The sequence below is a fragment of the Desulfobacter vibrioformis DSM 8776 genome, from assembly GCF_000745975.1.
GTDB classification, from domain to species: domain Bacteria; phylum Desulfobacterota; class Desulfobacteria; order Desulfobacterales; family Desulfobacteraceae; genus Desulfobacter; species Desulfobacter vibrioformis.
The window spans coordinates 1-20,966 of sequence record NZ_JQKJ01000034.1 but is presented as its reverse complement, the minus strand read 5'-3'; the positions used below and the strand labels follow the sequence as shown (position 1 = coordinate 20,966).

The window sequence follows — 20,966 nt, the reverse complement described above, 5'->3', positions numbered from 1 at the left end:
TTTTTACTCCTTTTGCCTTGGGTTATGATTTGATGCGCCCTTGATGCGCACTATATAATTTGAAAACGAACCAGCAATGAAAAGGTTACATCGTTTTGAAAAAAAGAATGAGAAGCTGCTTTCTGACGCTTCCATGTGCCGTTGACACAGATTGCGATGTCGGCCTTTGTGCCTTCTTCTTGAACATAGAGGTTGTTTATCCGTCCACAATCTGTCTTAAACTTTGCTGCATGGCTGACTTGAATGCGGCATCGGCTGCCAGAAGTTTGTACAGTTCCAGTTCGTCGCGCCGTTTTTTGAGCATGACATCCTCAAATATTTTTTGAAACGCCAAAATCCGGGTATGGGCATCCTGATTGTTTTTATACTTGTCGTCAAAATCAGGGTGGGCCTTGATGCTGTCTGCGATGCTCAAAAATTTAACCCGCTGTTCCAGGGGCGTTGCGCTCCAGCCCTGGAACCAGCGTTCATTGAAATTGCGGATGATGTCATCCAAAGGATCATGCTCTGCCTCACCGCCGTGGACACCGCGCGGATTCGGATTCTGGGGCTCAACTGCCGTTTCTTCTTCATCCAGACGGATCGGGTGGTTCAATTTCACCCGCTGCAATCCATAGGAAGACAGGTCAACCGAGTTGAGCAATTCATCGATTTCATCGGCCCTGGGGTCTTTGACGATCAATTTGGGAATTAAAAATTTTAAAAACCAGAACAGTTTTTCCCATTCGATAATCTCAAAGGGCATGATGGACGCCATCTGCCCGTAAATTTTGACAAACTGCTTGGCCTTGATCTTAAAGTCGGCTTTATCTTCGTCTTCCAGTTCAAGTCCTTTGTTAAACCGCTGGGCTGCCACATCAATAAAGGGGCTTAACTGCTGGGCATCGGCGTTGTTGAAATAAAGAGTCACAAACTGCTGTACCTCCTGCCATTCATACACGCCCTGCTCATCTAAGAACACTTTGAGTTCATGCAGGACATTGACATCCGTGGCCCGGGACAGGCTTGTGGCTGTATAGAAACGGTCAAAGGCAGCTTTGATATCCTCCACGCTGTTGAAGAAATCAAGGATGAACAGATCTTCGGTTTTTTTACCTAAGCCTGGTGCGGACCGGTTCAACCGGGACAGGGCCTGGACCGCCAGAACATGTTGCAGTTTTTTATCCACATACATGGCTGACAGCTTGGGCTGATCAAATCCGGTCAGATATTTATTGGCCACCACCAGCAGGCGGCAATCGTCCCCATCAAACCGGTCCCTGGTTTCGCTGTCGCTGAATCCGTTCATCAGGCTTTCGGTATATTCAATGCCGTCCACCGCCTTGTGGCCGGAAAATGCAATCAGCACCTTGAACGGATTTCCCTTTTTCTCCAGCAGCCGGGTGACGGCGTTGTAATACCGGATGGCCGCTTCAATATTTTGGGTGACGACCATGCCCTTGGCTTTGCCCCTAAGCTTCTTGGCGTTCACCACCCGGGGGATAAAGTGCTCAAGGATAATTTCAGCCTTGATATTGATGGTCTGCTGGTGACGTTCCACATAGGCCCGCAGTTTTTTCTGGGCTTTTTGCGTGTTAAACAGGGGATTCTCCTGTATGGATTTCTGGATTTCGTAATAGCTTTTATAGGTCGTGTAATTGGCCAGGACATCCAGGATAAACCCCTCTTCAATGGCCTGTTTCATGGAATAAAGGTGGAAGGGCTTGAATTGTCCGTCGGCCTGTTTGACACCAAACTTTTCAAGGGTGCTGTTTTTGGGGGTGGCGGTAAAGGCAAAATAAGATGCATTGCCCCGCATTTTTCGTTCGGCCATGGCTTTGAGGATTTTATCCTGGGCGTCATCTTGAGCCTCATTGTCGCTGTCGCTTTTTTTGTCCGCTGCCGTGCCCATGGCCCGGTTCATCTTGTCATGGGCAGAACCGCTTTGGGAACTGTGGGCTTCGTCAATGATCACGGCAAAGTTTTTTTGGCTCAGATCACCGATCCCGTCCAGGATAAAGGGAAACTTCTGGATGGTTGTGATGATGACCTTTTTTCCCTGTTCCAGGGCCGCTTTTAAATCTGCGGCCCGGTATGCCGGGGCAACAATGTTTTTTACTTCACAAAATTCTCTGATGGTCTCCCGCAACTGTTTATCCAGAAGACGCCGGTCCGTGACCACGATCACCGAATCAAACAGCGGGCGCTCCGGATCCTTTGCCCCGGGAACCTGACCGTTTTGCGGATAGGTTTCGATGAGCTGGTAGGCGGCCCAGGTGATGGAGTTGGATTTGCCTGACCCTGCCGAATGCTGGATCAGACAGGTCTGTCCCACCCCGTTTTCTGCCGAGTGCCGGATCAGTTTGCGCACCACATCCATCTGATGATATCTCGGGAAAAACAAGGTCCGCTTGTTCAGCGGATCTTTGGCTTTTCCGTCCAGCCGTACAAAATGCTCTATGATATTGGCAATACTGGTTTTGCTGAAAACCTCCTCCCAAAGGTAGGCGGATTTATGGCCGTTTGCATTGGGGGGATTTCCGGCACCCTGGTCATGCCCCTTGTTAAAGGGCAGGAAAAATGTGGATTGACCTGCAAGTTTGGTGGTCATATAGACCTCATCGGTATCCACGGCCATATGGACCAGGCACCGGCCGAACTGGAGCAGGGGCTGATTTTTGTCCCGCTGGGTGCGATACTGTTTCTGGCCGTGGAATCTTGCGGTCTGGCCGGTCCAGGGGTTCTTCAATTCCAGGGTGGCAAAGGCAAGGCCGTTGAGAAACAGCACAAGGTCTATGGATTCACCGGGGGTGTCCAGGGAGTAGTGGACCTGTCTTGTGGTGCTGAACACATTGCTTTGAAACTGCTCTTTTACCCGGTTGGCAGAGCTTGCCAGGGGGGCTGGATACAACAATGAAAAATGGGCGTCATCTACGCTTAAGCCTTTTTTGAGCAGGTGTAACAGCCCCTTTGTTTTAATCATCCGGTCCAGGCGCTCAAGGATTTTTCGTTGCCATTCATCGCTTCCCGGGCGTTTGCTTTTCAGCTTTTCAATCTCTTTTTCCTGGGTATTTTTAAGAAAGGCCCAGAATTTTTTTTCATCCACGGCAAACCGGGGATTGAAATGCTGGTGATATCCGATCTCATATCCATGGTGGGTATCAAAGGGTGCCCGGGTTTCCGCCACTTCGTCCATATCCCGGGCCGTGGTTTTGAGATCCCCTGTTTTGAGATCTTCGAGGCAGGTGCCGGTCAACTTTCTTTCAATGGCAGTTTCCAGGGCCTGTTCATTGGTTTGGCTGACCATGTGACGCTCCTTTTTTTAGGGGGTATCCTCAATGTCATAAGATTAAGAGGTTCTGAGATTAAAACCACGAAGTTCACGAAGAACACGAAGGTTAGTGCGCTAATATCTTCGTGAACTTCGTGTTCTTCGTGGTAAAATGCTCAATGCTTAAATTTATGACATTGGGTTTATCCTTTTATCATTATGCCACAACCTTGTTCTCTGCCGGATCCGGCACCTTGATTTTCCCGGTCACGGCAGAGTTGATCAGGGTGGCCTTGTACTCTTTGAGCTTTTCGATCATCTGCTCCTGTATGGCTATGGCCTGGTCTATTTTGGTGGATTGGGTTTGGATGTGGGTAACAATCTGATCTTGTTCTTTTCTGTCGGGAAAACCTATTTCCATGTTGAAAAACATATGACCATAAAATCTTAACCGAGATGAATGAAGGCCGGTGGAAACTTTATTATAATGCTCAATATACTTTGTTGTTTTCAGTAAAAATTCAAGGTAATTCGAATTAAACAGGCCATCTTTTTGCTGTCTGAAAATACCGTAAGAAGAACTGACTATGCCGGACCTGTCAGAAACCCCTAACGCCCCCATCCATGTCCACATAATATTAAAAACAAGATCATTTTTCCGGCAGGTTTTTGACCCCGTATAGTCTTCAGCCATAAACATGTTTACATTTTTTTCAGAACGAGGGGTAACGCCGGTCATGTGTGAAACCGATAACAATTCTTCTTTGCCTGTTGTCGAGCGTTCATCCACTTCAATAAATAGATACTTGGCACGTTTTACCTGCCAATGCGCCGGTATCTGCCCAATCCATTCCACACCTGAATCGGCCATGGGAACATTCGGATCAAGGCCTTTTGTCACCGCATTCTGAATTAAGATCTGCTTGCGCTCTTTGAGAAGCCGGATTTGCTTCTCTTTGATGGCAACTGCCTGGTCGATTTTTGTTGTTTTACAGTTGAGGAAGTTAGCTATGGAGGTTTGCTCTTGGAAAGGGGGGGATGGGACTTTAATTTCAGCCATTTCACCACTCATAATTTTGGCCCCATTTGTATCAGGACGTTTATAAAATAATGTGCCCACACCTAATGCAAATGATAAATATTCCATAGATAAATTTTTTGAAAAAGCCTGTAACGTACCGCATACGTTTGTACAGTTATGTTTTCCTTCCCGTAAAAAAACAGTTCCCGCATTAGCGCCGTCTGTTGTCCAGGTTATTTGTTTACAGTTATAATCATATGAGTTTATAAAACCTAAAAGACCCCCATCCCTTGTTTGAGACGAATAAACAGGATATAGACCAAACTCTTCTAATTCTTCTTGGGAAATTACTCTTCCTCGGCCTATTTTAAAAAGATACTTTATTTTTTCGATATTCCAGTCTTTAGGAATTTCCCCAATCCACGCCACCCCGGAATCCTTATAAGCCTCATATCTCGGCATCACGGGTAAAAAATCAGTCATGTTCCACACCTGAAACCGCTGCCCCGTCAAGGCCCAGAATATCGGCAATCAACCCCTCGGCCCGGCGCTCCAGGTCCAGGATCTCCCTGGCCACCTCTTCCATGCTCCGCAAGGGCTTATGGCGGTAGAAATATTTATTGAAACTGATCTCATAGCCGATTTTCACCGAATCCAGATTGATCCAGGCCTCGGGCACATGGGGAAGGACTTGCGTCTTGAAAAAGTCATGGATATCATCTTTCAGGGGCACGGACTCATGGTCCCTAAGATCCGAGCAGGGTTCAAAAATCAGGTATTCTCCCTTTTTGCCCGCCACAGGATAAAATCCAAAGTCCGGCAGGTCTGTTTGCCGGCACCCCAGATGATCCAGCAGGTTTTCAAGCTTGTCTCCTGACAGTTTGACCTTCTTTTTGACCACTCGCCTCGCGGTTTCATCGTACCGGGACACCGCAGTTAAAATAGCCTTTTTCTCCGGGGCCGACAATTTCAGGTTCAAGGTTTTCAGGGTGTTATCCACCTGGGATTGAAACCGGTTAAAATCCTTGCATTCATCCCGGCCCATGGCCGCCATCAGCTTTTGGGCCGCGTCTACCAGGGCTTTATGCTTGTTCCAGCTATTTAAACTGAACAGTTTTTTGCGGCTCTTTGTATTTAATGCAACACCGTTGTCCTGGCAAAAGGCCAGGATCTCCTTTTCATGATCCGCAAGGGTGCCAGGGGTGTAAACGGCATCCCCCCACTGCGCATATATCCATTCCATGGGAACGGCAAAGGCCCTGTCAAAACGCAGGGGCGCGATGCACTCTTTTGTAAACCGGGCCGATCTTCTGTCCGGCCGTTCAATGGCCACCTTATAATATCCAAAGTCGCTGTTTTCAAATACTTTGGCACCAATACCGGTATCCTCTCCTTTTTCATCCTGTATAGGCTCAATGGCCTGCATCTTTGCACAGGCCGCAGCAATCTTGCGGATATGGGCGCCTGAGAACCCGCAGTTTTTGTTCCCCAGGTTTTTTCTCAATTTTTGAAAACACCTGGATGCATCAACGAGCAGGATCTTTCCTTTTTTGGCATCACATTTGTTGTTGGACAAAAGCCAGATATAGGTGGTGATGCCGGTGTTGTAAAACAGATTATTGGGCAATTGGACAACCGCTTCGAGCAGATCGTTCTCAATGATGTGGCGGCGGATATTGCTCTCACCGCTTGCCGCATCCCCGGTGAACAGGGAAGAGCCGTTGTGAACCGAGGCGATGCGCGACCCGAACACGTTCTGGTCCGGTGCCTTCATTTTGCTGACCATCTCCATTAAGAACAAAAGCTGCCCATCGCTGGACCGGGGTGCGGCGTCCACTTCCATGGGTTCGCCCCAATAATTTTTCAGGGTCACCTTGAACCGGGGGTCAATGATATTGGCGCCATCCTTGATAAATTTCTGTTCGCTTGCCCAGCTTTTCCCGTAGGGCGGGTTGGAGAGCATGAAATCAAAGGCAGTCCCTGCAAATTCATCCGTGGAAAGGGTTGAATTGGGACGGATAAAGCCCGGATCATTTCCCTTGATCATCATGTCTGATTTACAGATGGCATAGGTTTCGTCATTGATCTCTTTGCCGTACAGATAAATATACCCGTCATCGGCCTGCCGCCCGGTTTCCCTTTTAATAAACGCCTGGGATTCCGTGAGCATGCCGCCGGACCCGCAGGCCGGGTCATAGATGGTGATCACCGGCGGCATCTTTTCCTTTACCGGTTCAAAGACAAGACGGGTCATCAGCTCAATCACTTCTCTTGGCGTAAAATGCTCTCCTGCCTCTTCATTGTTCTCTTCGTTGAATTTGCGGATCAGCTCTTCAAACACATACCCCATGCCCAGGTTGCTTAAAGGCGGCATGGGATTGCCGTCCGGGTCCAGCTTTTCTTCGGGGGTGAGGTTCAGATAAGGCGATGTGAATTTTTCCAGGACATCCAGCAGAACGTCCTTGGCTGCCATATGGCGGATCTGGGCATTAAGGTTGAATTTTTCAATGATCTCCTTAACGTTGGCGGAAAATCCTGAAAGATACTCCTCTACATTGGCTTTTAAAACCTGCTGGTTGTTGCCGGCCACGGTGAACAGTTTTTTCAAGGTCCATTTGCTGGTATTGTAAAACACAAAGCCTGCGGCATCTTCAAGGCCTTTACCGTCCAGCTCCGTCAATCCCATCTGTTTTTTTTGAAAGTCTGCTTCTCTGAGTACGGCTTCCTTGGACGGTTCCAGCAGGCTGTCCAGACGCCGCAGCACCACCATGGGCAAAATAACATCCCGGTATTTTCCCCTGACATAAATGTCTCTTAGGCAGTCATCGGCAATGGACCAGATAAAGGATACGATCTTGTTGTGTACAGCGTGATTCATTTAATTCCTGTCAGCGTTCAGCGGTTGAATTTCGGGACTCTTCAATTTCCTTGCTTGTATCATATCCCTTTGCCGCATGCCATACACGTCAAGGCTATGACTGGCATTTATCATCCGGCAACATATTAAAATTTTTAAACACCTGTCTTTTGAATTCCGGATTACGCGTAGTCAGACAGCATGGCAATGTGGCCAAACACCGCAACTTTTGCAATATGTCTTTTATCATTTGTTATAAACACTGCATCATTCATAATGGCCAGTGCATGATAAAGGGCGTCTGTTAATTCCGGATAACCGCTTTTTGGGTTCCCGCTTCTTGCGATCTCAATCGCTTTCATTCGGGTCTGGATATTGGGTACAATAATGCTCAAGACGTCAGCCTCTGCCATTTTTTCAATAAATTTTAAATGGCGCTCAACATCTGTGATTTCGTTCAAATTACCGCAAAGGACTTCAGTGATTTCATCCAGGGCAAGGCTTGGAACCATGATTTGGATGTGTTCCAATACAGCATCTTCAAATATTTGCTTTGCCTGCCCCTGCAACGGCCGGCCATAGATGTATTCCAGGAACACATTGGCATCCAGTACATAGCTGCTATTTGTCATCTTTATTGCCTGCTTCAATCCTTTTTTGTTGTCGTATGGACCTTAGAACCTCAACAGGATCTTTGTCCATCCCGATAACGGGCAGGCTGTTCAGCTCTTTGAGCAGCTCTTTTTGTTTTAAGGAGAGGCTCTCTTTTTCTTTATGGTGCAATGCCGTATCAAGAGGGACGATTCTGGCAAGGGCCTTTCCTTTTCTTTTAATGGTAAAAACATCTCCCTTGTGAAAAACCTCATCCAACAATGTGCCCAATTGCCTGCGGGCAACGGTTACATCAATAATTTTTTCCATGATTTATCTCCTTTAGCGCCTGTTAACCATGCTGACTATATCAACTGTAATGGTTCGGGGCGAAAATAGCCAACCATTTATTTTGTCGGCAACCCGGGCAATGATCTTATTCCCGTACTTTCCCTTTTTAATGGTGCCGATTCTGTCTGATAGTCCCAATTTCTTTTTTTTATTCATGGGTCTATGCTTTTTCAGATTCTCTAATTCTGGCAACTAGTTAAAAAAATTAATTTTTTTTCATGGCCGGGCATTGGCAAAGTCCCTGAAAAAAGTCCTGAAAAAAGTGTTGACGGGCCCATGATCCGTATTGTAACTGATCAATCTTGCAGTTTTGAGACGACATACAGTGTTTTAAAAGGACAATCAAAGCAGACTGCGGCCGGTCCCGGGGTAAATCCCATGCCAGACCAGGACGGCCCAAACGTGGCACTGACCCCCAAAGGTCCGGTGTGAGGGATATTGTGATGGTCTTTTTGTGGAAAGTTGGATTTGTTTGTCTTATCGCTGTGTTCATCCTGGGGTCCATCAGAATTAACCGTCAATATGTCCGATCGGTGGTCTTCAGATTTGGCCGCCTGAAAGGTGTGAAAGGCGCGGGGCTTTTCTGGATCATTCCGGTTGTGGATCAAATCGCCCGGGTGGATTTAAGAACCCGTCAGCTTGACGTGCCCAAACAGACCATCATCACCCGGGACAATATCAGCGCAGATGTGGATGCCGTTATTTACTACCACGTCATTGATCCGGCCCAGGCCGTGGTGGCGATTGAAGACTATGAGGGTGCCACGGCACTGATTGCCCAGACCATGCTTCGGGATGTTCTGGGGCAGAACGAACTGGATTCGATCCTTTCCGACCGGGAGGTCCTGAACCAGAAAATCCAAGCCCTTCTTGAAACCGTAACAGCGCCCTGGGGTATCCGTGTGGATATCGTCACCATCCGCGACATTGCCTTGCCCGAGAACATGCTTCGGGCCATTGCCCGCCAGGCCGAGGCTGAGCGGGAAAGACGGGCCCGGGTCATTCTCGCGGACGGCGAGTGCCAGGCATCACAGCGGATGAGCGAAGCGGCCAGGGCTTACCAAACCACCCCGGCCGCACTCAAACTCCGGGAGTTCCAGACCCTGTCTGAAATCGCAAAGGAACGTAACCTGATCGTGGTAACCGGCGGAACAGATTCCACTGGCGCCATGATCGGATGCGCAAAGGCGATTGACCGATGAGACAGGCGCTTTTACGGGCCACCCCCGGGCTGTCCTGGCAGGCCCCCGGGAGAACCCGCACCGGAAAAATGACGCCCATGCGGCAGGCCCACGCCCATTCGGTCCAGGGCAAATTCTTTTTCCTGGGTGCCCTGCTCCTGCTGCTGATCATTGCGGCAAGTTTCATCATCACCCTGGGCCAGGTTCCCATGACTGTCCGCCAGGTCTATCTCACCCTGTTTGACCGGCTGATCCCAAGCGGGTTGGATATCAATCCCATTCTCGCCCATGTGATCTGGGACATCCGCATGCCGCTTATCACAGGAACCGTGATTTGCGGCGTGGGGTTAGGGGTCTGCGGGTGCGTGATGCAGGCGGTTTTAAAAAATCCCATGGCAAGCCCCTTTACCCTGGGGATCTCCTCGGGTGCCCATTTCGGTGTTTCTTTGGCCGTGGTTTTCGGTATTTCCTTTCTGGACGGCCCCTATTTCCTGGTGGGAAATGCCTTTGTCTGCGCAGCCCTTTGCTCGGGATTCATCATTGGCCTTTCAGCCCTGAGGGGGGCCACGTCCGAAACCCTGATCCTTGCCGGCATTGCCGTCAACTATCTGTTCCAGGCCGCCAACCAGCTGTTTACCTATATTGCCGACGATGAGCAGCGGACCGTCATGTCCTACTGGGGCATGGGATCTCTTTCGGATCTCAACTGGAACAGTCTCTGGTTTTTGGGCGCCATCTGTCTGGTCTGCCTGCCGTTCCTCTATGGCAAAGCCTGGGATCTTAACCTGATGACCACGGGCGATGACTGCGCCAGGAGCATGGGCGTGGATGCCCATGCGGTCCGCATGGCCGTAATGGTGGTGGCAAGCCTGCTGGTTGCCGCCATTGTGGCCTTTACCGGGGTCATCGGATTTGTGGGGCTTGTGGCCCCCCATATTGCGCGGATCATCATCGGCAATGACCACCGGTTTCTGATTCCGGCATCCGGCGGCATTGGCAGCGCTTTGCTTCTGATTGCCAATGCCGTGTCCATGAATATCCTGGGAGGCGTTGTTATTCCGGTGGGCATCATCATGTCCATGCTGGGTATTCCCTTGTTCCTCTATCTGATCATCAGGGGGAAACGCCGGGAGTTCTGGGCATGATCAATAAACTTACGGTTAAAAATTTGACCTTTGGCTATGCCGGCGATGATGTGCTGCATGACTTTTTCATGGCCATCGGGGACGGCCAGATCGTCAGTATTGTCGGCCCGAACGGTTCGGGAAAATCAACCCTGATCAAATGCATTGACCGGATTCTTGAACCCCGTTCCGGCGATGTGCTGGTGGAACGCCAGGACCTTTTTAAAATGAACCGCAAGGACGCTGCGCGCCTGGTTGCCTATGTTCCCCAGAATTCGCTTCGGGTGTTTACCCATACGGTCTTTGATGTGGTGCTCATGGGACGCAGGCCCCACCTGGGATGGAAGGCCAATGAACAGGATGAAGGCAAAGTGTGGGAAGTCCTGGGGCTGCTGGGCATTGAGAATCTGGCCCTGGCGTTTTTCAGTGAGCTGTCCGGGGGCCAGCAGCAAAAGGTGCTGATTGCCCGGGCCCTGGCCCAGGACACCGGTTTACTGCTCCTGGATGAACCCACCAGCAACCTGGATATCTGGCACCAGATCGATGTGATGGAGATCCTGCGAACCCTTGTGCGCAAGCAACGGCTCACAGCCATTATCGCCATCCATGATCTGAACATGGCTGCCCGGTATTCCGACAGGATGCTGATGATGAAAAAAGGAAAAATTTTGGCCAACGGCATACCGGATGACGTGCTGACCCCGGAAAATCTTGGGACGGTTTACGGCATAAAAGCCATGGTGAAACGCATCGGGGATTCGCCCTTTGTGATCCCGCTGTCCCGGGTTCTGGCAAAGGGCCGGGGCAGGATGTGATGATCAAATTTATTTATCAGGATTGGACCGGGCTTGAACCGGAATTGGAACGAAAATGAAAGGAAGGAGATGATGATTCGAAAACTAACGGCCGTAATCAGCATACTGATGCTGACGGCCCTTTTGCCGGCAGGTATAACATCGGCCAACACCGTAAACCAGGAAGATACAGGCAGCAGTACTGTCAGCCCGGTTGCCGGGCCATTCCGGGAAATAACGGATATGGCCGGCCGGAAGGTCAAAATACCGGCAAACATAACCAAAGTGCTGACCACATCTCCGCCGCCGGCGACATTTGTTTACATGATCGCACCTGAAAAGCTGGGCGGATGGTTTTTCTCCCCTGCCGGGCAGGCCAAAAAGTTTATCCCGGAAAAATTCCAGCATATCCCGGTGCTGAGCTGGGGACGGAATGTAACCAACTATGAAGCCTATATTGCACAGCATCCGGATCTTGTGTTCGAGCTGCACGAGACCGGCTTTGATCTGTCAAGGGTGGACCTGGTCCAGAAGAAGTTCGGCACCATCCCTGTGGTGTGCGTGGACAATGCAAGAAACGCGGTGGGATATGCCGAAACCCTGCGGTTTATGGGGGAGGTGCTTGGTGTGCCGGACCGGGGCCAGACCCTGGCCGGCTTTTACGAGGATCTTTTGCAGGAGGTGCAGCAAAAAGTATCCGGTATCCCGGACGGGAAGCGGGCACGGGTCTATTATGCTGAAAAGGAGAACGGGCTGGCAACCGACCCTGCCGGCTCCTGTCATTCACAACTGATCGACGTGTGCGGCGGTATCAACGTTGCCCAATGCAAAATCTCATCCGGACCCGGCATGACCCAGGTGACCATGGAGTCGGTATTGATGTGGAATCCTGACAACATCATCACCACAAGCCCGGAATTTGAACAGCATGCCTATGGGGACGGGACATGGAAAAAAGTGATGGCGGTCCGGGATCATCGAATCCATTGCGCCCCCGGGATGCCGTTTAACTGGTTCGACCGCCCGCCCGGGGTCAACCGCATCCCGGGCATTCCCTGGACAGCCCATGTTCTCTATCCGGACCTTTTTCCGGAAAACTGGGCCAAAACAAGGGTGAAGACCTTTTTCTCCCTGTTTTACCATTATGATCTAAGCGAGAAGGAACTCCTCTCGCTGATAAACAGTTGAAAAGGCAACACCGTTGTCACAATCAAATAAAGGAAGAGAGATGAGACGATTGATGCGTTGGACCGAAAGGAAGATGCGTTGCAGCGGAATGAACCTATGGAAACTATTTTTTGTTGCGGGATGTATGATGATGGCCCTGGTCCTGAACACATCCTATGTAATGGGTGCTGAACCCGAAACCGCTGTCACCGGGGGCCAAGATACCGTGGCCGTGACAGATGATAAGGAGACGGAACCAGACGTTCAGGAACTGGCACCGCTCACCGTGACCGGGTCAAAAGGGTCAACCCGGCCGGACCTTCAACCCGGCAGCCTGACCAATCTCTACCGGACCGAAGCCAGTACCGAGTTTGCCACGGAGGTATTTACCCGGGAGGACATTAAAAATTTCAAGCCCAAGGACCTGAACGACCTGATTGACAAGGCCGCAGGGATCGATATTGCATACCAGGGCCGCAAATACCCCTATATCATCCGCCAGCGAGGTGGCGGAAATTTTACTTATATCATTGACGGTGCTGTACTGCCGCCGTCGGTCAACCGGATTCTTTACAAGTTTCCGGTGGCGTCCATTGAAGAGCTCAAAGTCGTCAGGGGGGCCACTTCTCTCACCCTGGGGCCGACCATCCCCATTGGCGCATCCAGCTCAGGATCAGGGATCAACACCGGTTTTATCATTATCCGGACCCGGCAGCCGGAAAGAACCGAAGGCACCTTGCGCACCAGTATTGAAAAGGCCGCGGGCGGACATCCGGTGGGCTATTCCGCAGATCTGTTTGTGGGCACCCGCATGAAAAATCAAGCCGGTTCCGAGGCGTATATCGGGGCCCTGGGGTCCAGGATGGACCGGTCAAGCCAGGATTCCTGGTTTGACGGACAGGAATCCTATGGAGGGATGGCCAATGCCGGACTCACAGCAGGAAAGTTCAGCCTTAACATGATGGTGTACCAGGACAGCGGACGGTTCGAGATGCAGCGCGGGGTCAAGGAGGACGGAACCCTGGACAATGCCAAGTGGTACTACGATCCCCTGAAAGTCGGTATACTCTCAGCAGATGCAAGCCTGAAATGGACCCGGGACCAGGTAACGCTGTTCAACGTATTCAAAACCGATTACGAGCAGCATGAGCATAATGAAAGTTTTTCTTCCCCAAGCGTTACGGACAAGGAGGAATACACCGAGGACACGTCCGGATTCGGTCTGCGGCACAATGCCCGGTTCGGGGGCACCCTGGTTCAGGCCGGGGTCCAGATGTCCAGCAGCACGGGATACGGCCCCAATCTCAGCAAAGGCTACAACAGGTATGACACCACCGTCACCGGTTTTTCGGCCTCGGTGGAGCAGTCCCTTTTCCACAACAACCTGATCCTGGATCTTGGGGGCCGCTGGGATGAAAAACATATCGACAACTCCAGTGCGGCCAGGAGCGCAAGCTCGGCCAGCGATGATGCCAACAATGATGTGGATATGGCCCCGGCAAAAGTGCTTGCCTTTGGTGCCCATTGGAAGGTGATGGACCGGGTGACCCTGGATGGCCGGTATTTTTACGGGGACCAGGGAACCTCCGGGGATTTTGACATGCGGCTGGAACACGACGCAATCCCCCATGCAGAAAAGCAGGAACGTATTGAAATCGGCCTGGGCGTAAAGATCGCCTCATTTTTCAACCCGACCCTGACCTGGTTTGACGTTGATACGGAAAATGAAAAAAGCGCGACGTCCGCCACCTATGAACTGGACAGCGGCACCTATTACTATTACACCGAGTCTGACACACTGCGGCAGGGGATAGAGCTGGCCGTTCAGGGAACGATCTGCCAAAACACTTTTTACAAGGCTAGCTGGACCTATATGCTCAAAAACGAGAGTACCGGTGACGGTGTGACAACCGATGAAATCGGCCTTTCCACACCTGAGAATATTTTCGGATTAACCCTGACCCATCACTGGAATTCTTACCGGTTCAACTTATCCGTCAAACAGGTGGATGAATGGACCAATACCAGCAGTGCCATGGGGAGTTCTTCATCCGGCGGGCTTGGCGGATATACCCGGGTGGATGCCAATATTTCCCGGGATTTTAGCCTGAAAAACATTCTCATGAATGTGGCGGTTTTCGGGCGGAACCTGGGAGATGACAACTATTCCACACGCTACGTGACCGGATACTACCCGGACCGCGGACGGACCCTTGGCATGGAAGTCTCTTTCTCTTTTTAAGGAAAATTACCATGGTTAATCTGAACTGTCATATCTGTGAACAGGGCTGTGTTCTGGCTGACGGGAAAACCGGTTTGTGCGGCATGTATGAGCAAAAACAAGGGCGTATTGAAGAGCGGTTCGCGGACCGGTACCTGGTTGCCTGCCCCATTTCCATTGAAACCATGCCCATTCTGCACTACTTCCCCGGGGGAAAGTTTCTTCAAATCAGCACCACGGGCTGTAATTTCAATTGCCCGGGCTGTATTTCCGCGGTCATTGTCCGGGAGATGCCCCCGGACAGCCCGGTGTTCCAAACCCTGACCCCGGAACAGATCGTTAACAAAGCGATTGAGGAAACCTGTATGGGGATCGCCTTTTTAATGAACGATCCCCTGGCATCTTTTCCAACATTTCTGCGCGTGGCAAAACTGGCGCGGTCCAAAGGTCTTCGGGTGGGCTGCTCTTCAAACACCTATTTTACTGAAAAGGCGTTGGCGCAGCTTACGCCTTATTTGGATTTCATCAACATCGGCATGAAAGGGTTTTTCGACAAAGCGTATTATGCCTGTGGGGCTTCATCCGGGATCGCGCCGGTTCTGCGGAACATCCGGTCACTGGTCTGTTCCGGGGTCCATGTTGAAATTTCGGCCATCCTGATGAAAGACAATGCCGAAGAACTGACGGATCTGGCCATGTTTATTTCACAGATATCCCCGGCCATCCCTTTGCAGGTGATGCGGTTCATTCCCTTTGAAGGTGCGGATATTTCACAGGAGCCCAATGTCCGGGATGCCGAAAACTTTTGCACAGAACTTCGCAAAATACTTCCGTTTGTCTATCTTTTCAATACCCCCGGGACAACGCTTCTCCATACAGCCTGCCCCGATTGTAACCATACGGTTTACAAACGGGATTTTTACGGGCCCATGGGGGCCAAACCCTATGAGGTGCCCCCGGTGTCCTTGCAAAACGGGCGGTGTCCCGAGTGCCGGAAGAATCTGAATATGACCGGTGTTTCCCCGCAAACCCCGTATCAGGAAGGAGACTTTCAAGGCGGATATCCCTTTACCCGGGCCCTGGAAATGGTGGAAGCCATGCTGATCGCCATGGGGGTGCGGGATAAAAGCAAACTGGCAAAGGCATGGGAAGCCCTGCTTGGAAAGGGGGGCTTAAAAAAACTGCACCATGGAATCCAGACGCCCGGCGCCTATATCCAGGGGCTTCGCCATTTCGGCAAAATTGCCCAGGTCCCGGACGCCGCCGAAGAACTGGCCGTATACCTGGAAGAAAAACTGTTGCCCATTGAATCGGGTGTTGCATCGGCGACAGCATATCCCCGGGTCTATTACACCATGGCAAAGCCGCTGTTTTATCTTAATTACAGCAGGCTGGAAAACCAGCTCACAGAGACGGCCGGAGGAACCAGTGTGAACAGGTTCCTTGAATCCGGGGGACGGCCGGGCCAAACCCTTACCGTTGAAAAACTGAACGCCCTTAACCCGGATGTCATTTTCATTTCAGCCTTTATTTCCAACACAGTAAATGATTTTTACCAGGAGTGCCTGGACCTTGGCATTGAGGCCAATGCAGTAAAGAACCGCCGGATTTTTACCCCGCCCTGCCCGGGATGGGATTTTGGCAGTCCCCGCTGGATCCTGGGGCTGATGTATATGGCAAATGTGCTGCACCCGGAACGCTTTGATTTTAATGTCATGGCCGAGGCAACATACTTTTACCGTAAATTTTATCAAATGGAATTTTCACCATCCCGGGTTAACCGGTCTTTCAGCAAACCGGACAGGGAATGGCAATGGAGCTGAAGATGAATGTTTCTAAATATGACCATGCCGCCAGGGGTAAAAACGCCCCTTTGTATGCGTACTACGCAAAGAAGATAAAAGATGAAACCCGTGTCGTGTCCGGCCGCTGCCTGGATGCCGGATGCGGCGGCGGATATCTTGGCCTGGCCCTTGCCTGCATCACGGATCTTGAATTTACCTTTCTGGATATTTCACCTGAGATGCTTGAAAAGGCAGATGCCCATATCATTGAAGACGGTCTTGAAAACCGGGCCAGAACCCTGCAGGCTGATGTTCACAACATTCCTTTGCCGGACGGGTGCATGGATCTGGTGATCAGCCGCGGGTCAATTCCGTTCTGGGAAGATCCGGGTAAAGCATTGTCGGAAATTTACCGGTTGCTGGCACCCCATGGCAAAGCATTTGTCGGCGGCGGCCGGGGAACCCCTGAGATGCGTAAGCAGTTTGAACGGAATATGAAAAAGGAAGGGCTGCCCGGACCGGATGGCAAAAGACGGCGGCCCGGTGGCCCGGACGATCCCTGGCAGATAATGAAGGGCCGTGATTTTGATCAAATCCTGAAGGATGTGGGGATCCCCCGGTTTTCCGCCCCCATAGAGGCGGATGGCCGATGGATACGGCTATGGAAATAAGATGAAAGGGAAGATAATGGGAAGCAAAAAGAACCAGGGCGCCCGGGATCGTGGCAGAACATGGATGGGGCGCGCTGTCATGGCATGTCTGCTCATATTCCCGGTATGGGCAGGATCTTCAGCCCATGCCCGGGTTTCTGTGTCACAGGATATTGAAGCCCCGGTTGACCAGGCCGTGGATACCCGCCAGGCTGCCCAGACGGCCCGGGAAAAATGGGACGCCCGGCGCCAGGCCCTTGCAGAGGAATATGACCGCCTTAAAGCGGAACATGAACAGCTTGCCTTTGCCAACAGGAACCTGGCCCAAAAGGCTGGGGATCTGGAAAAATCAATTCAGGACCTTACCCGGGAAAAAGAAGAGGCATTGCGAATCAGAACGGAACTGGCGCCGTTTTTAGCAGCGCGCCTGGGACGCCTGAAATCTCTTGTGGCCGCAGACCCCCCGTTTTTATCCCGGGAACGCAACGACCGGCTGGCCCGGCTGGGGGTGATCCTGGATGATCCGGATATCACCATTGCCGAAAAATACAGAAAAATGATGGAAGCCCTGTTTGTGGAGGCCGAATACGGCAACACAGTGGAGGTGTACCGGGAAAAAATTGTTGCGGACGGCACAGAAGTCCTTGCGGACATTTTCCGTATGGGCCGGGTGGCGCTGTTCTTTCTGGCCCTGGACCGGGAAAGCGCCGGGATTTTTGACGTGGCGGCCAATCAGTGGCGCACCCTGGACAAAACCCGTGTGCCGGCCATTGAGGCCGTGGTGGAAATGGCGGCCAAACACCGGCCCATGGAGGTGGTGGCCCTGCCCCTGGGGGCCATTGCACCGGAAGGGGGGGATCAGAAATGAAATCCCTGTCAATCCCTTTGTTTCCTTTATTGATCAGCCTGATCCTGGTCACAGCGATGGTCTGTTTTGTTCCTGCCCCGGAAATCCTGGCCGCAGATATGCGCAAATCCTATGCCGATCTTGAACAAAAACGCCGGGACATGGCTGCCCAGGCGGCAAAAGAACTTGCCGCAGCCCGGGCCGAGGCCCTGGAAAATGCCCGGGCCATCAAAAAGGACAAAGAGGCCCTTGTTTCGGCCATTGCAACGCTGAAAGCCCAAAACAGCCGCATTGGGACCGCCAATGCGGCACTTCAGGAAAAAATTGATATCCTGGCAGACGAACAGGCTAAACTGCAGAGCAGTCTTGAAGAATCCAGGATGGTGAACAAGGAGCTGGCAGGCTTTGTCAGAACCTGCGCCAAGGATCTCAACAGCCTTCTGGTCCAAAGCCCCCAAAGCGCCTTTGATAAAGACCGGAACAGTTTTCTTGCACCTGTGGTCAACCAGGAGCGGTTCTGGTCCATGGATGATCTGCGCCAAATGTGTGATATCCTGTTTGGCGAAATTCTGGCTTCGGGGCAGGTCGGTCTGGGCCGGGGCATGGTGGTGGACCGCCAGGGAAAGGACAGGGAGGCCAGGATTCTGAGCATCGGTAATTTTACCTCCCTGTATGTGCTCACGGATGGGCAGGGCCGGGAATCGGAAACCGGTTTTCTGCTCTATTCGGATCAAAGCAGCCGGTTTTTCGCCCTGTCCAAGCTGCCCTCAAAAAAATTTGCAGACCAGATCAATGCCTATCTTGCCGGGCAAAGCGACTGTGTGCCCGTGGATATCTCCAAGGGCGGTGCCCTTCGGCGGTTTACCCATGAATTGAATTTGCTGGACCAGGTGCCCAAGGGCGGTCCCCTTGTATGGCCCATCCTGGCCCTGCTGGGCATTGCCGTGCTGATCCTGGTGGAGCGCCTGGTGTTCTTTGTGCGGCACCAGATCCGGATCCAGCCTTTTATGGAAAAACTGTCCCCTTTGCTTGCATCCGGAAATTGGCAGGCATGCCGGGATTTGATGCAGGCCAACAAGCGGGGATTCATTCCCTGGGTCCTGCTCAAGGCCCTGGCTGTAAGGGAGCAGACCCGCACGGACATGGAAAATGTGCTCCAGGAAGCGATCCTGGCCCAGATCCCCGCCATTGAACGGTTTTTATCCACCCTGGGCATGCTGGCTGCCATTGCGCCGCTCATGGGGCTTCTGGGAACGGTGACCGGCATGATTAATACCTTTCATGTGATCACTTATTACGGGGCCGGTGACCCCAGAATGATGTCCGGCGGCATTTCCGAGGCCCTGGTCACCACCATGCTCGGATTGACCGTGGCCATTCCCATTATGCTGTTTCACACCCTTTTATCCCGGCGCGTGGAGACCCAGATCAGCACCATGGAGGAAAAGTCCGTGGCCTTTGTCAACATGGTGTTCAAGGCAAGGAACGGGTCAATGTCATAAACTTAAGCATTGAGTATTTTATTTCACCATGAAGGACATGAAGAGCATGAAGAATATATGCCGGGAAATCAATCTTCATGTCCTTCATGCTCTTCATGGTTTTAATTCGGAAGCATCTTAACTTTATGACATTGAGGACCGGGTGCCGGCCACGTGAGATTTCCAGCGCAACAGATAGCAATCAGAATTAAGGAACGATCCGGATGGACGAGTTTTTTTATCAGATGACCGCTTATATCCGTTCCGGCGGGGTGGTGATGGTGCCCATTTTGTGCGTTTCCCTTGTGATGTGGATACTGATCTTCAACCGCCTGTTTTTCCTGCATCGCCTGTATGTGAAAAACATGCCCCGGGCCATGGCCGGGGAGCTGGTCCGGGACAACCAGTGGCCCGAAAAGAGATATCAGGGCGCCAATGCGTTTCTGATCAGGGAATTTTTATCCCGGCGCAGCCCGGTGCCGGACCCGGATCTGGACGAGCATATTCTTGATGAAACGGTCATGGCCCTGACCGCCTCTTTGGACCAGTACCTGGCCCTGATCGGTGTGCTCTCTGCCGTGACGCCGCTCATGGGACTTTTAGGCACGGTGGTGGGGATGATGGAGACCTTTGATGTGATCACTGTATTTGGCACGGGCAATGTTCGGGCCATGGCCTCGGGGATTTCCGTGGCCCTGGTCACCACCCAGACCGGGCTGATGATCTCCATACCCGGGCTTTACATGAGCGGGTGGCTGAACCGGCGGGCCTCAAATCTTAAACACCGCATCGCCTCCACAGCCATGTATCTTAAACCCTTTATCCGCAGCAGGAGTGTGTCATGCTGAATATATCCGCATCCAGGCGGGCCGCGAAAAAGACCCTTGAACTGAATATTGCGCCCCTGATCGATATGGTGTTCATCCTTTTGATCTTTTTTCTGGTCACCACCTCCTTTGTCAAGGAGACCGGGGTGGACATCTCCCGGCCCACGGCCAGTACGGCTGTGGCAAAAACCAAAGCCACCATTCTCATCGGCATCACCCGGGACAACACCATTCACCTGGACCGCAGGGAGATGGATGTCCGGGCCGTGCGTTCGGGTGTTGAACGGGCCATGGCTGAAAATCCCGACGCCGGTGTGGTGATTGTGGCGGACAAGGAGAGCCGGACCGGTCTTGTGATTTCGGTGATGGATGCCTGTAAACTGGCCGGGGCGCAAAACGTGGCCCTTGCCGCAAGCCTGCCCAAAGGAGAATAAATGACCGGTACTGCTCGGCTTTCATACCGGGAAGGGTCCCGCAGATTTCAGCCGGGTACTGTTCTGGTCTGGATTTCGGCCATTGTTCTGGCCCTGGGACTTAATCTGTTTATCTTCGGGATTATGCCGGCCTTTATCCAAGGTGTGCCCGATGCACCGGATGATGCGGAACTTATCCAGGCCATCCAGGTTGTCCGGATCAAGCGTCCGGAGACACCGCCGCGTAAAAAAGAGCCGCCTAAACCGCCTGAACCGCCCAGGGAGATGGCGTCAGCCACAAAAATGATACAGAAACAGATTCAAAGACCCGCCATTGCCAGGCCGAATCTGCCTGTGGCCTTAAACCCCAACCTGCCCAAGCTGCCCAGCAGTATCGCCCTGGACCC

Annotated in this window: 16 protein-coding genes and 1 pseudogene; 12 read left to right on the top strand and 5 right to left on the bottom strand. The window is 51.8% G+C overall.

The window, feature by feature from the left end; translation table 11 throughout:
• Nucleotides 1-196: 196 nt before the first annotated feature.
• The 5 genes from Q366_RS16730 to Q366_RS16710 all read right to left on the bottom strand — a co-directional run bounded on the left by Q366_RS16730 (nucleotide 197) and on the right by Q366_RS16710 (nucleotide 8,049).
• Nucleotides 197-3,286 carry a type I restriction endonuclease subunit R gene (locus tag Q366_RS16730; RefSeq protein WP_035241081.1) on the bottom strand — a complete coding sequence of 1,030 codons (3,090 nt, stop codon included), beginning with the start codon at nucleotides 3,284-3,286 and terminating at the stop codon, nucleotides 197-199.
• Between the two features lie 181 nt (nucleotides 3,287-3,467).
• On the bottom strand, nucleotides 3,468-4,754 hold the full coding sequence (locus tag Q366_RS16725; RefSeq protein WP_035241079.1) for a restriction endonuclease subunit S: 1,287 nt from the start codon (nucleotides 4,752-4,754) through the stop codon (nucleotides 3,468-3,470).
• Nucleotides 4,747-7,149: a type I restriction-modification system subunit M gene (locus Q366_RS16720; protein ID WP_035241077.1), complete on the bottom strand. Its 2,403-nt coding sequence runs from the start codon at nucleotides 7,147-7,149 to the stop codon at nucleotides 4,747-4,749. Before Q366_RS16720 ends, Q366_RS16725 begins: the two co-directional genes overlap by 8 nt.
• A 161-nt stretch (nucleotides 7,150-7,310) precedes the next feature.
• Complete coding sequence (locus Q366_RS16715) at nucleotides 7,311-7,760, bottom strand: type II toxin-antitoxin system VapC family toxin (protein ID WP_035241075.1); 450 nt, start codon at nucleotides 7,758-7,760, stop codon at nucleotides 7,311-7,313.
• Complete coding sequence (locus Q366_RS16710; protein ID WP_035241072.1) at nucleotides 7,750-8,049, bottom strand: type II toxin-antitoxin system Phd/YefM family antitoxin; 300 nt, start codon at nucleotides 8,047-8,049, stop codon at nucleotides 7,750-7,752. The genes Q366_RS16715 and Q366_RS16710 overlap by 11 nt, the downstream gene beginning before the upstream one ends.
• A 464-nt stretch (nucleotides 8,050-8,513) precedes the next feature.
• Between Q366_RS16710 and Q366_RS16705 the strand changes: the two genes are divergently transcribed.
• The 12 genes and pseudogenes from Q366_RS16705 to Q366_RS16650 all read left to right on the top strand — a co-directional run.
• Nucleotides 8,514-9,272 carry an SPFH domain-containing protein gene (locus tag Q366_RS16705; protein ID WP_156968206.1) on the top strand — a complete coding sequence of 253 codons (759 nt, stop codon included), beginning with the start codon at nucleotides 8,514-8,516 and terminating at the stop codon, nucleotides 9,270-9,272.
• Nucleotides 9,269-10,396, top strand: a complete 1,128-nt coding sequence (locus Q366_RS16700) for a FecCD family ABC transporter permease (RefSeq protein ID WP_035241071.1) — start codon at nucleotides 9,269-9,271, stop codon at nucleotides 10,394-10,396. Before Q366_RS16705 ends, Q366_RS16700 begins: the two co-directional genes overlap by 4 nt.
• The gene (locus Q366_RS16695) at nucleotides 10,393-11,190 is read left to right on the top strand and encodes an ABC transporter ATP-binding protein (RefSeq protein WP_035241068.1); all 798 of its coding nucleotides are present in this window, start codon (nucleotides 10,393-10,395) and stop codon (nucleotides 11,188-11,190) included. Before Q366_RS16700 ends, Q366_RS16695 begins: the two co-directional genes overlap by 4 nt.
• A gap of 69 nt (nucleotides 11,191-11,259) precedes the next feature.
• Complete coding sequence (locus tag Q366_RS16690) at nucleotides 11,260-12,357, top strand: ABC transporter substrate-binding protein (protein ID WP_084691876.1); 1,098 nt, start codon at nucleotides 11,260-11,262, stop codon at nucleotides 12,355-12,357.
• Between the two features lie 73 nt (nucleotides 12,358-12,430).
• Entirely contained in the window at nucleotides 12,431-14,578 is a 2,148-nt protein-coding gene (locus Q366_RS16685) for a TonB-dependent receptor plug domain-containing protein (protein ID WP_245619991.1), read from the top strand.
• Between the two features lie 11 nt (nucleotides 14,579-14,589).
• Complete coding sequence (locus tag Q366_RS16680) at nucleotides 14,590-16,380, top strand: radical SAM protein (protein ID WP_035241057.1); 1,791 nt, start codon at nucleotides 14,590-14,592, stop codon at nucleotides 16,378-16,380.
• 2 nt (nucleotides 16,381-16,382) lie between these two features.
• The gene (locus tag Q366_RS16675) at nucleotides 16,383-17,012 is read left to right on the top strand and encodes a class I SAM-dependent methyltransferase (RefSeq protein WP_051958115.1); all 630 of its coding nucleotides are present in this window, start codon (nucleotides 16,383-16,385) and stop codon (nucleotides 17,010-17,012) included.
• Between the two features lies 1 nt (nucleotide 17,013).
• The gene (locus tag Q366_RS20490) at nucleotides 17,014-17,859 is read left to right on the top strand and encodes a DUF3450 domain-containing protein (protein ID WP_051958114.1); all 846 of its coding nucleotides are present in this window, start codon (nucleotides 17,014-17,016) and stop codon (nucleotides 17,857-17,859) included.
• Nucleotides 17,856-19,340 carry a MotA/TolQ/ExbB proton channel family protein gene (locus Q366_RS16665; RefSeq protein ID WP_035241051.1) on the top strand — a complete coding sequence of 495 codons (1,485 nt, stop codon included), beginning with the start codon at nucleotides 17,856-17,858 and terminating at the stop codon, nucleotides 19,338-19,340. The genes Q366_RS20490 and Q366_RS16665 overlap by 4 nt, the downstream gene beginning before the upstream one ends.
• Nucleotides 19,341-19,543: 203 nt before the next feature.
• Nucleotides 19,544-20,167, top strand: coding sequence for a MotA/TolQ/ExbB proton channel family protein (locus tag Q366_RS16660; protein ID WP_035241049.1), 624 nt, complete (start codon nucleotides 19,544-19,546; stop codon nucleotides 20,165-20,167).
• A complete protein-coding gene (locus tag Q366_RS16655) occupies nucleotides 20,161-20,580 on the top strand; it encodes an ExbD/TolR family protein (protein WP_035241046.1) in 420 nt (139 codons plus the stop codon). The genes Q366_RS16660 and Q366_RS16655 overlap by 7 nt, the downstream gene beginning before the upstream one ends.
• Nucleotides 20,581-20,966 (top strand): annotated as a pseudogene (locus Q366_RS16650) (energy transducer TonB); the annotation flags it as partial.

Bases quoted from the DNA above. Each gene is read 5' to 3' on its own strand.
- Q366_RS16730 (WP_035241081.1), bottom strand. From the start codon at position 3,286: ATGGTCAGCCAAACCAATGAACAGGCCCTGGAAACTGCCATTGAAAGA.
- Q366_RS16725 (WP_035241079.1), bottom strand. From the start codon at position 4,754: ATGACTGATTTTTTACCCGTGATGCCGAGATATGAGGCTTATAAGGAT.
- Q366_RS16720 (WP_035241077.1), bottom strand. From the start codon at position 7,149: ATGAATCACGCTGTACACAACAAGATCGTATCCTTTATCTGGTCCATT.
- Q366_RS16715 (WP_035241075.1), bottom strand. From the start codon at position 7,760: ATGACAAATAGCAGCTATGTACTGGATGCCAATGTGTTCCTGGAATAC.
- Q366_RS16710 (WP_035241072.1), bottom strand. From the start codon at position 8,049: ATGGAAAAAATTATTGATGTAACCGTTGCCCGCAGGCAATTGGGCACA.
- Q366_RS16705 (WP_156968206.1), top strand. From the start codon at position 8,514: ATGGTCTTTTTGTGGAAAGTTGGATTTGTTTGTCTTATCGCTGTGTTC.
- Q366_RS16700 (WP_035241071.1), top strand. From the start codon at position 9,269: ATGAGACAGGCGCTTTTACGGGCCACCCCCGGGCTGTCCTGGCAGGCC.
- Q366_RS16695 (WP_035241068.1), top strand. From the start codon at position 10,393: ATGATCAATAAACTTACGGTTAAAAATTTGACCTTTGGCTATGCCGGC.
- Q366_RS16690 (WP_084691876.1), top strand. From the start codon at position 11,260: ATGATGATTCGAAAACTAACGGCCGTAATCAGCATACTGATGCTGACG.
- Q366_RS16685 (WP_245619991.1), top strand. From the start codon at position 12,431: ATGCGTTGCAGCGGAATGAACCTATGGAAACTATTTTTTGTTGCGGGA.
- Q366_RS16680 (WP_035241057.1), top strand. From the start codon at position 14,590: ATGGTTAATCTGAACTGTCATATCTGTGAACAGGGCTGTGTTCTGGCT.
- Q366_RS16675 (WP_051958115.1), top strand. From the start codon at position 16,383: ATGAATGTTTCTAAATATGACCATGCCGCCAGGGGTAAAAACGCCCCT.
- Q366_RS20490 (WP_051958114.1), top strand. From the start codon at position 17,014: ATGAAAGGGAAGATAATGGGAAGCAAAAAGAACCAGGGCGCCCGGGAT.
- Q366_RS16665 (WP_035241051.1), top strand. From the start codon at position 17,856: ATGAAATCCCTGTCAATCCCTTTGTTTCCTTTATTGATCAGCCTGATC.
- Q366_RS16660 (WP_035241049.1), top strand. From the start codon at position 19,544: ATGGACGAGTTTTTTTATCAGATGACCGCTTATATCCGTTCCGGCGGG.
- Q366_RS16655 (WP_035241046.1), top strand. From the start codon at position 20,161: ATGCTGAATATATCCGCATCCAGGCGGGCCGCGAAAAAGACCCTTGAA.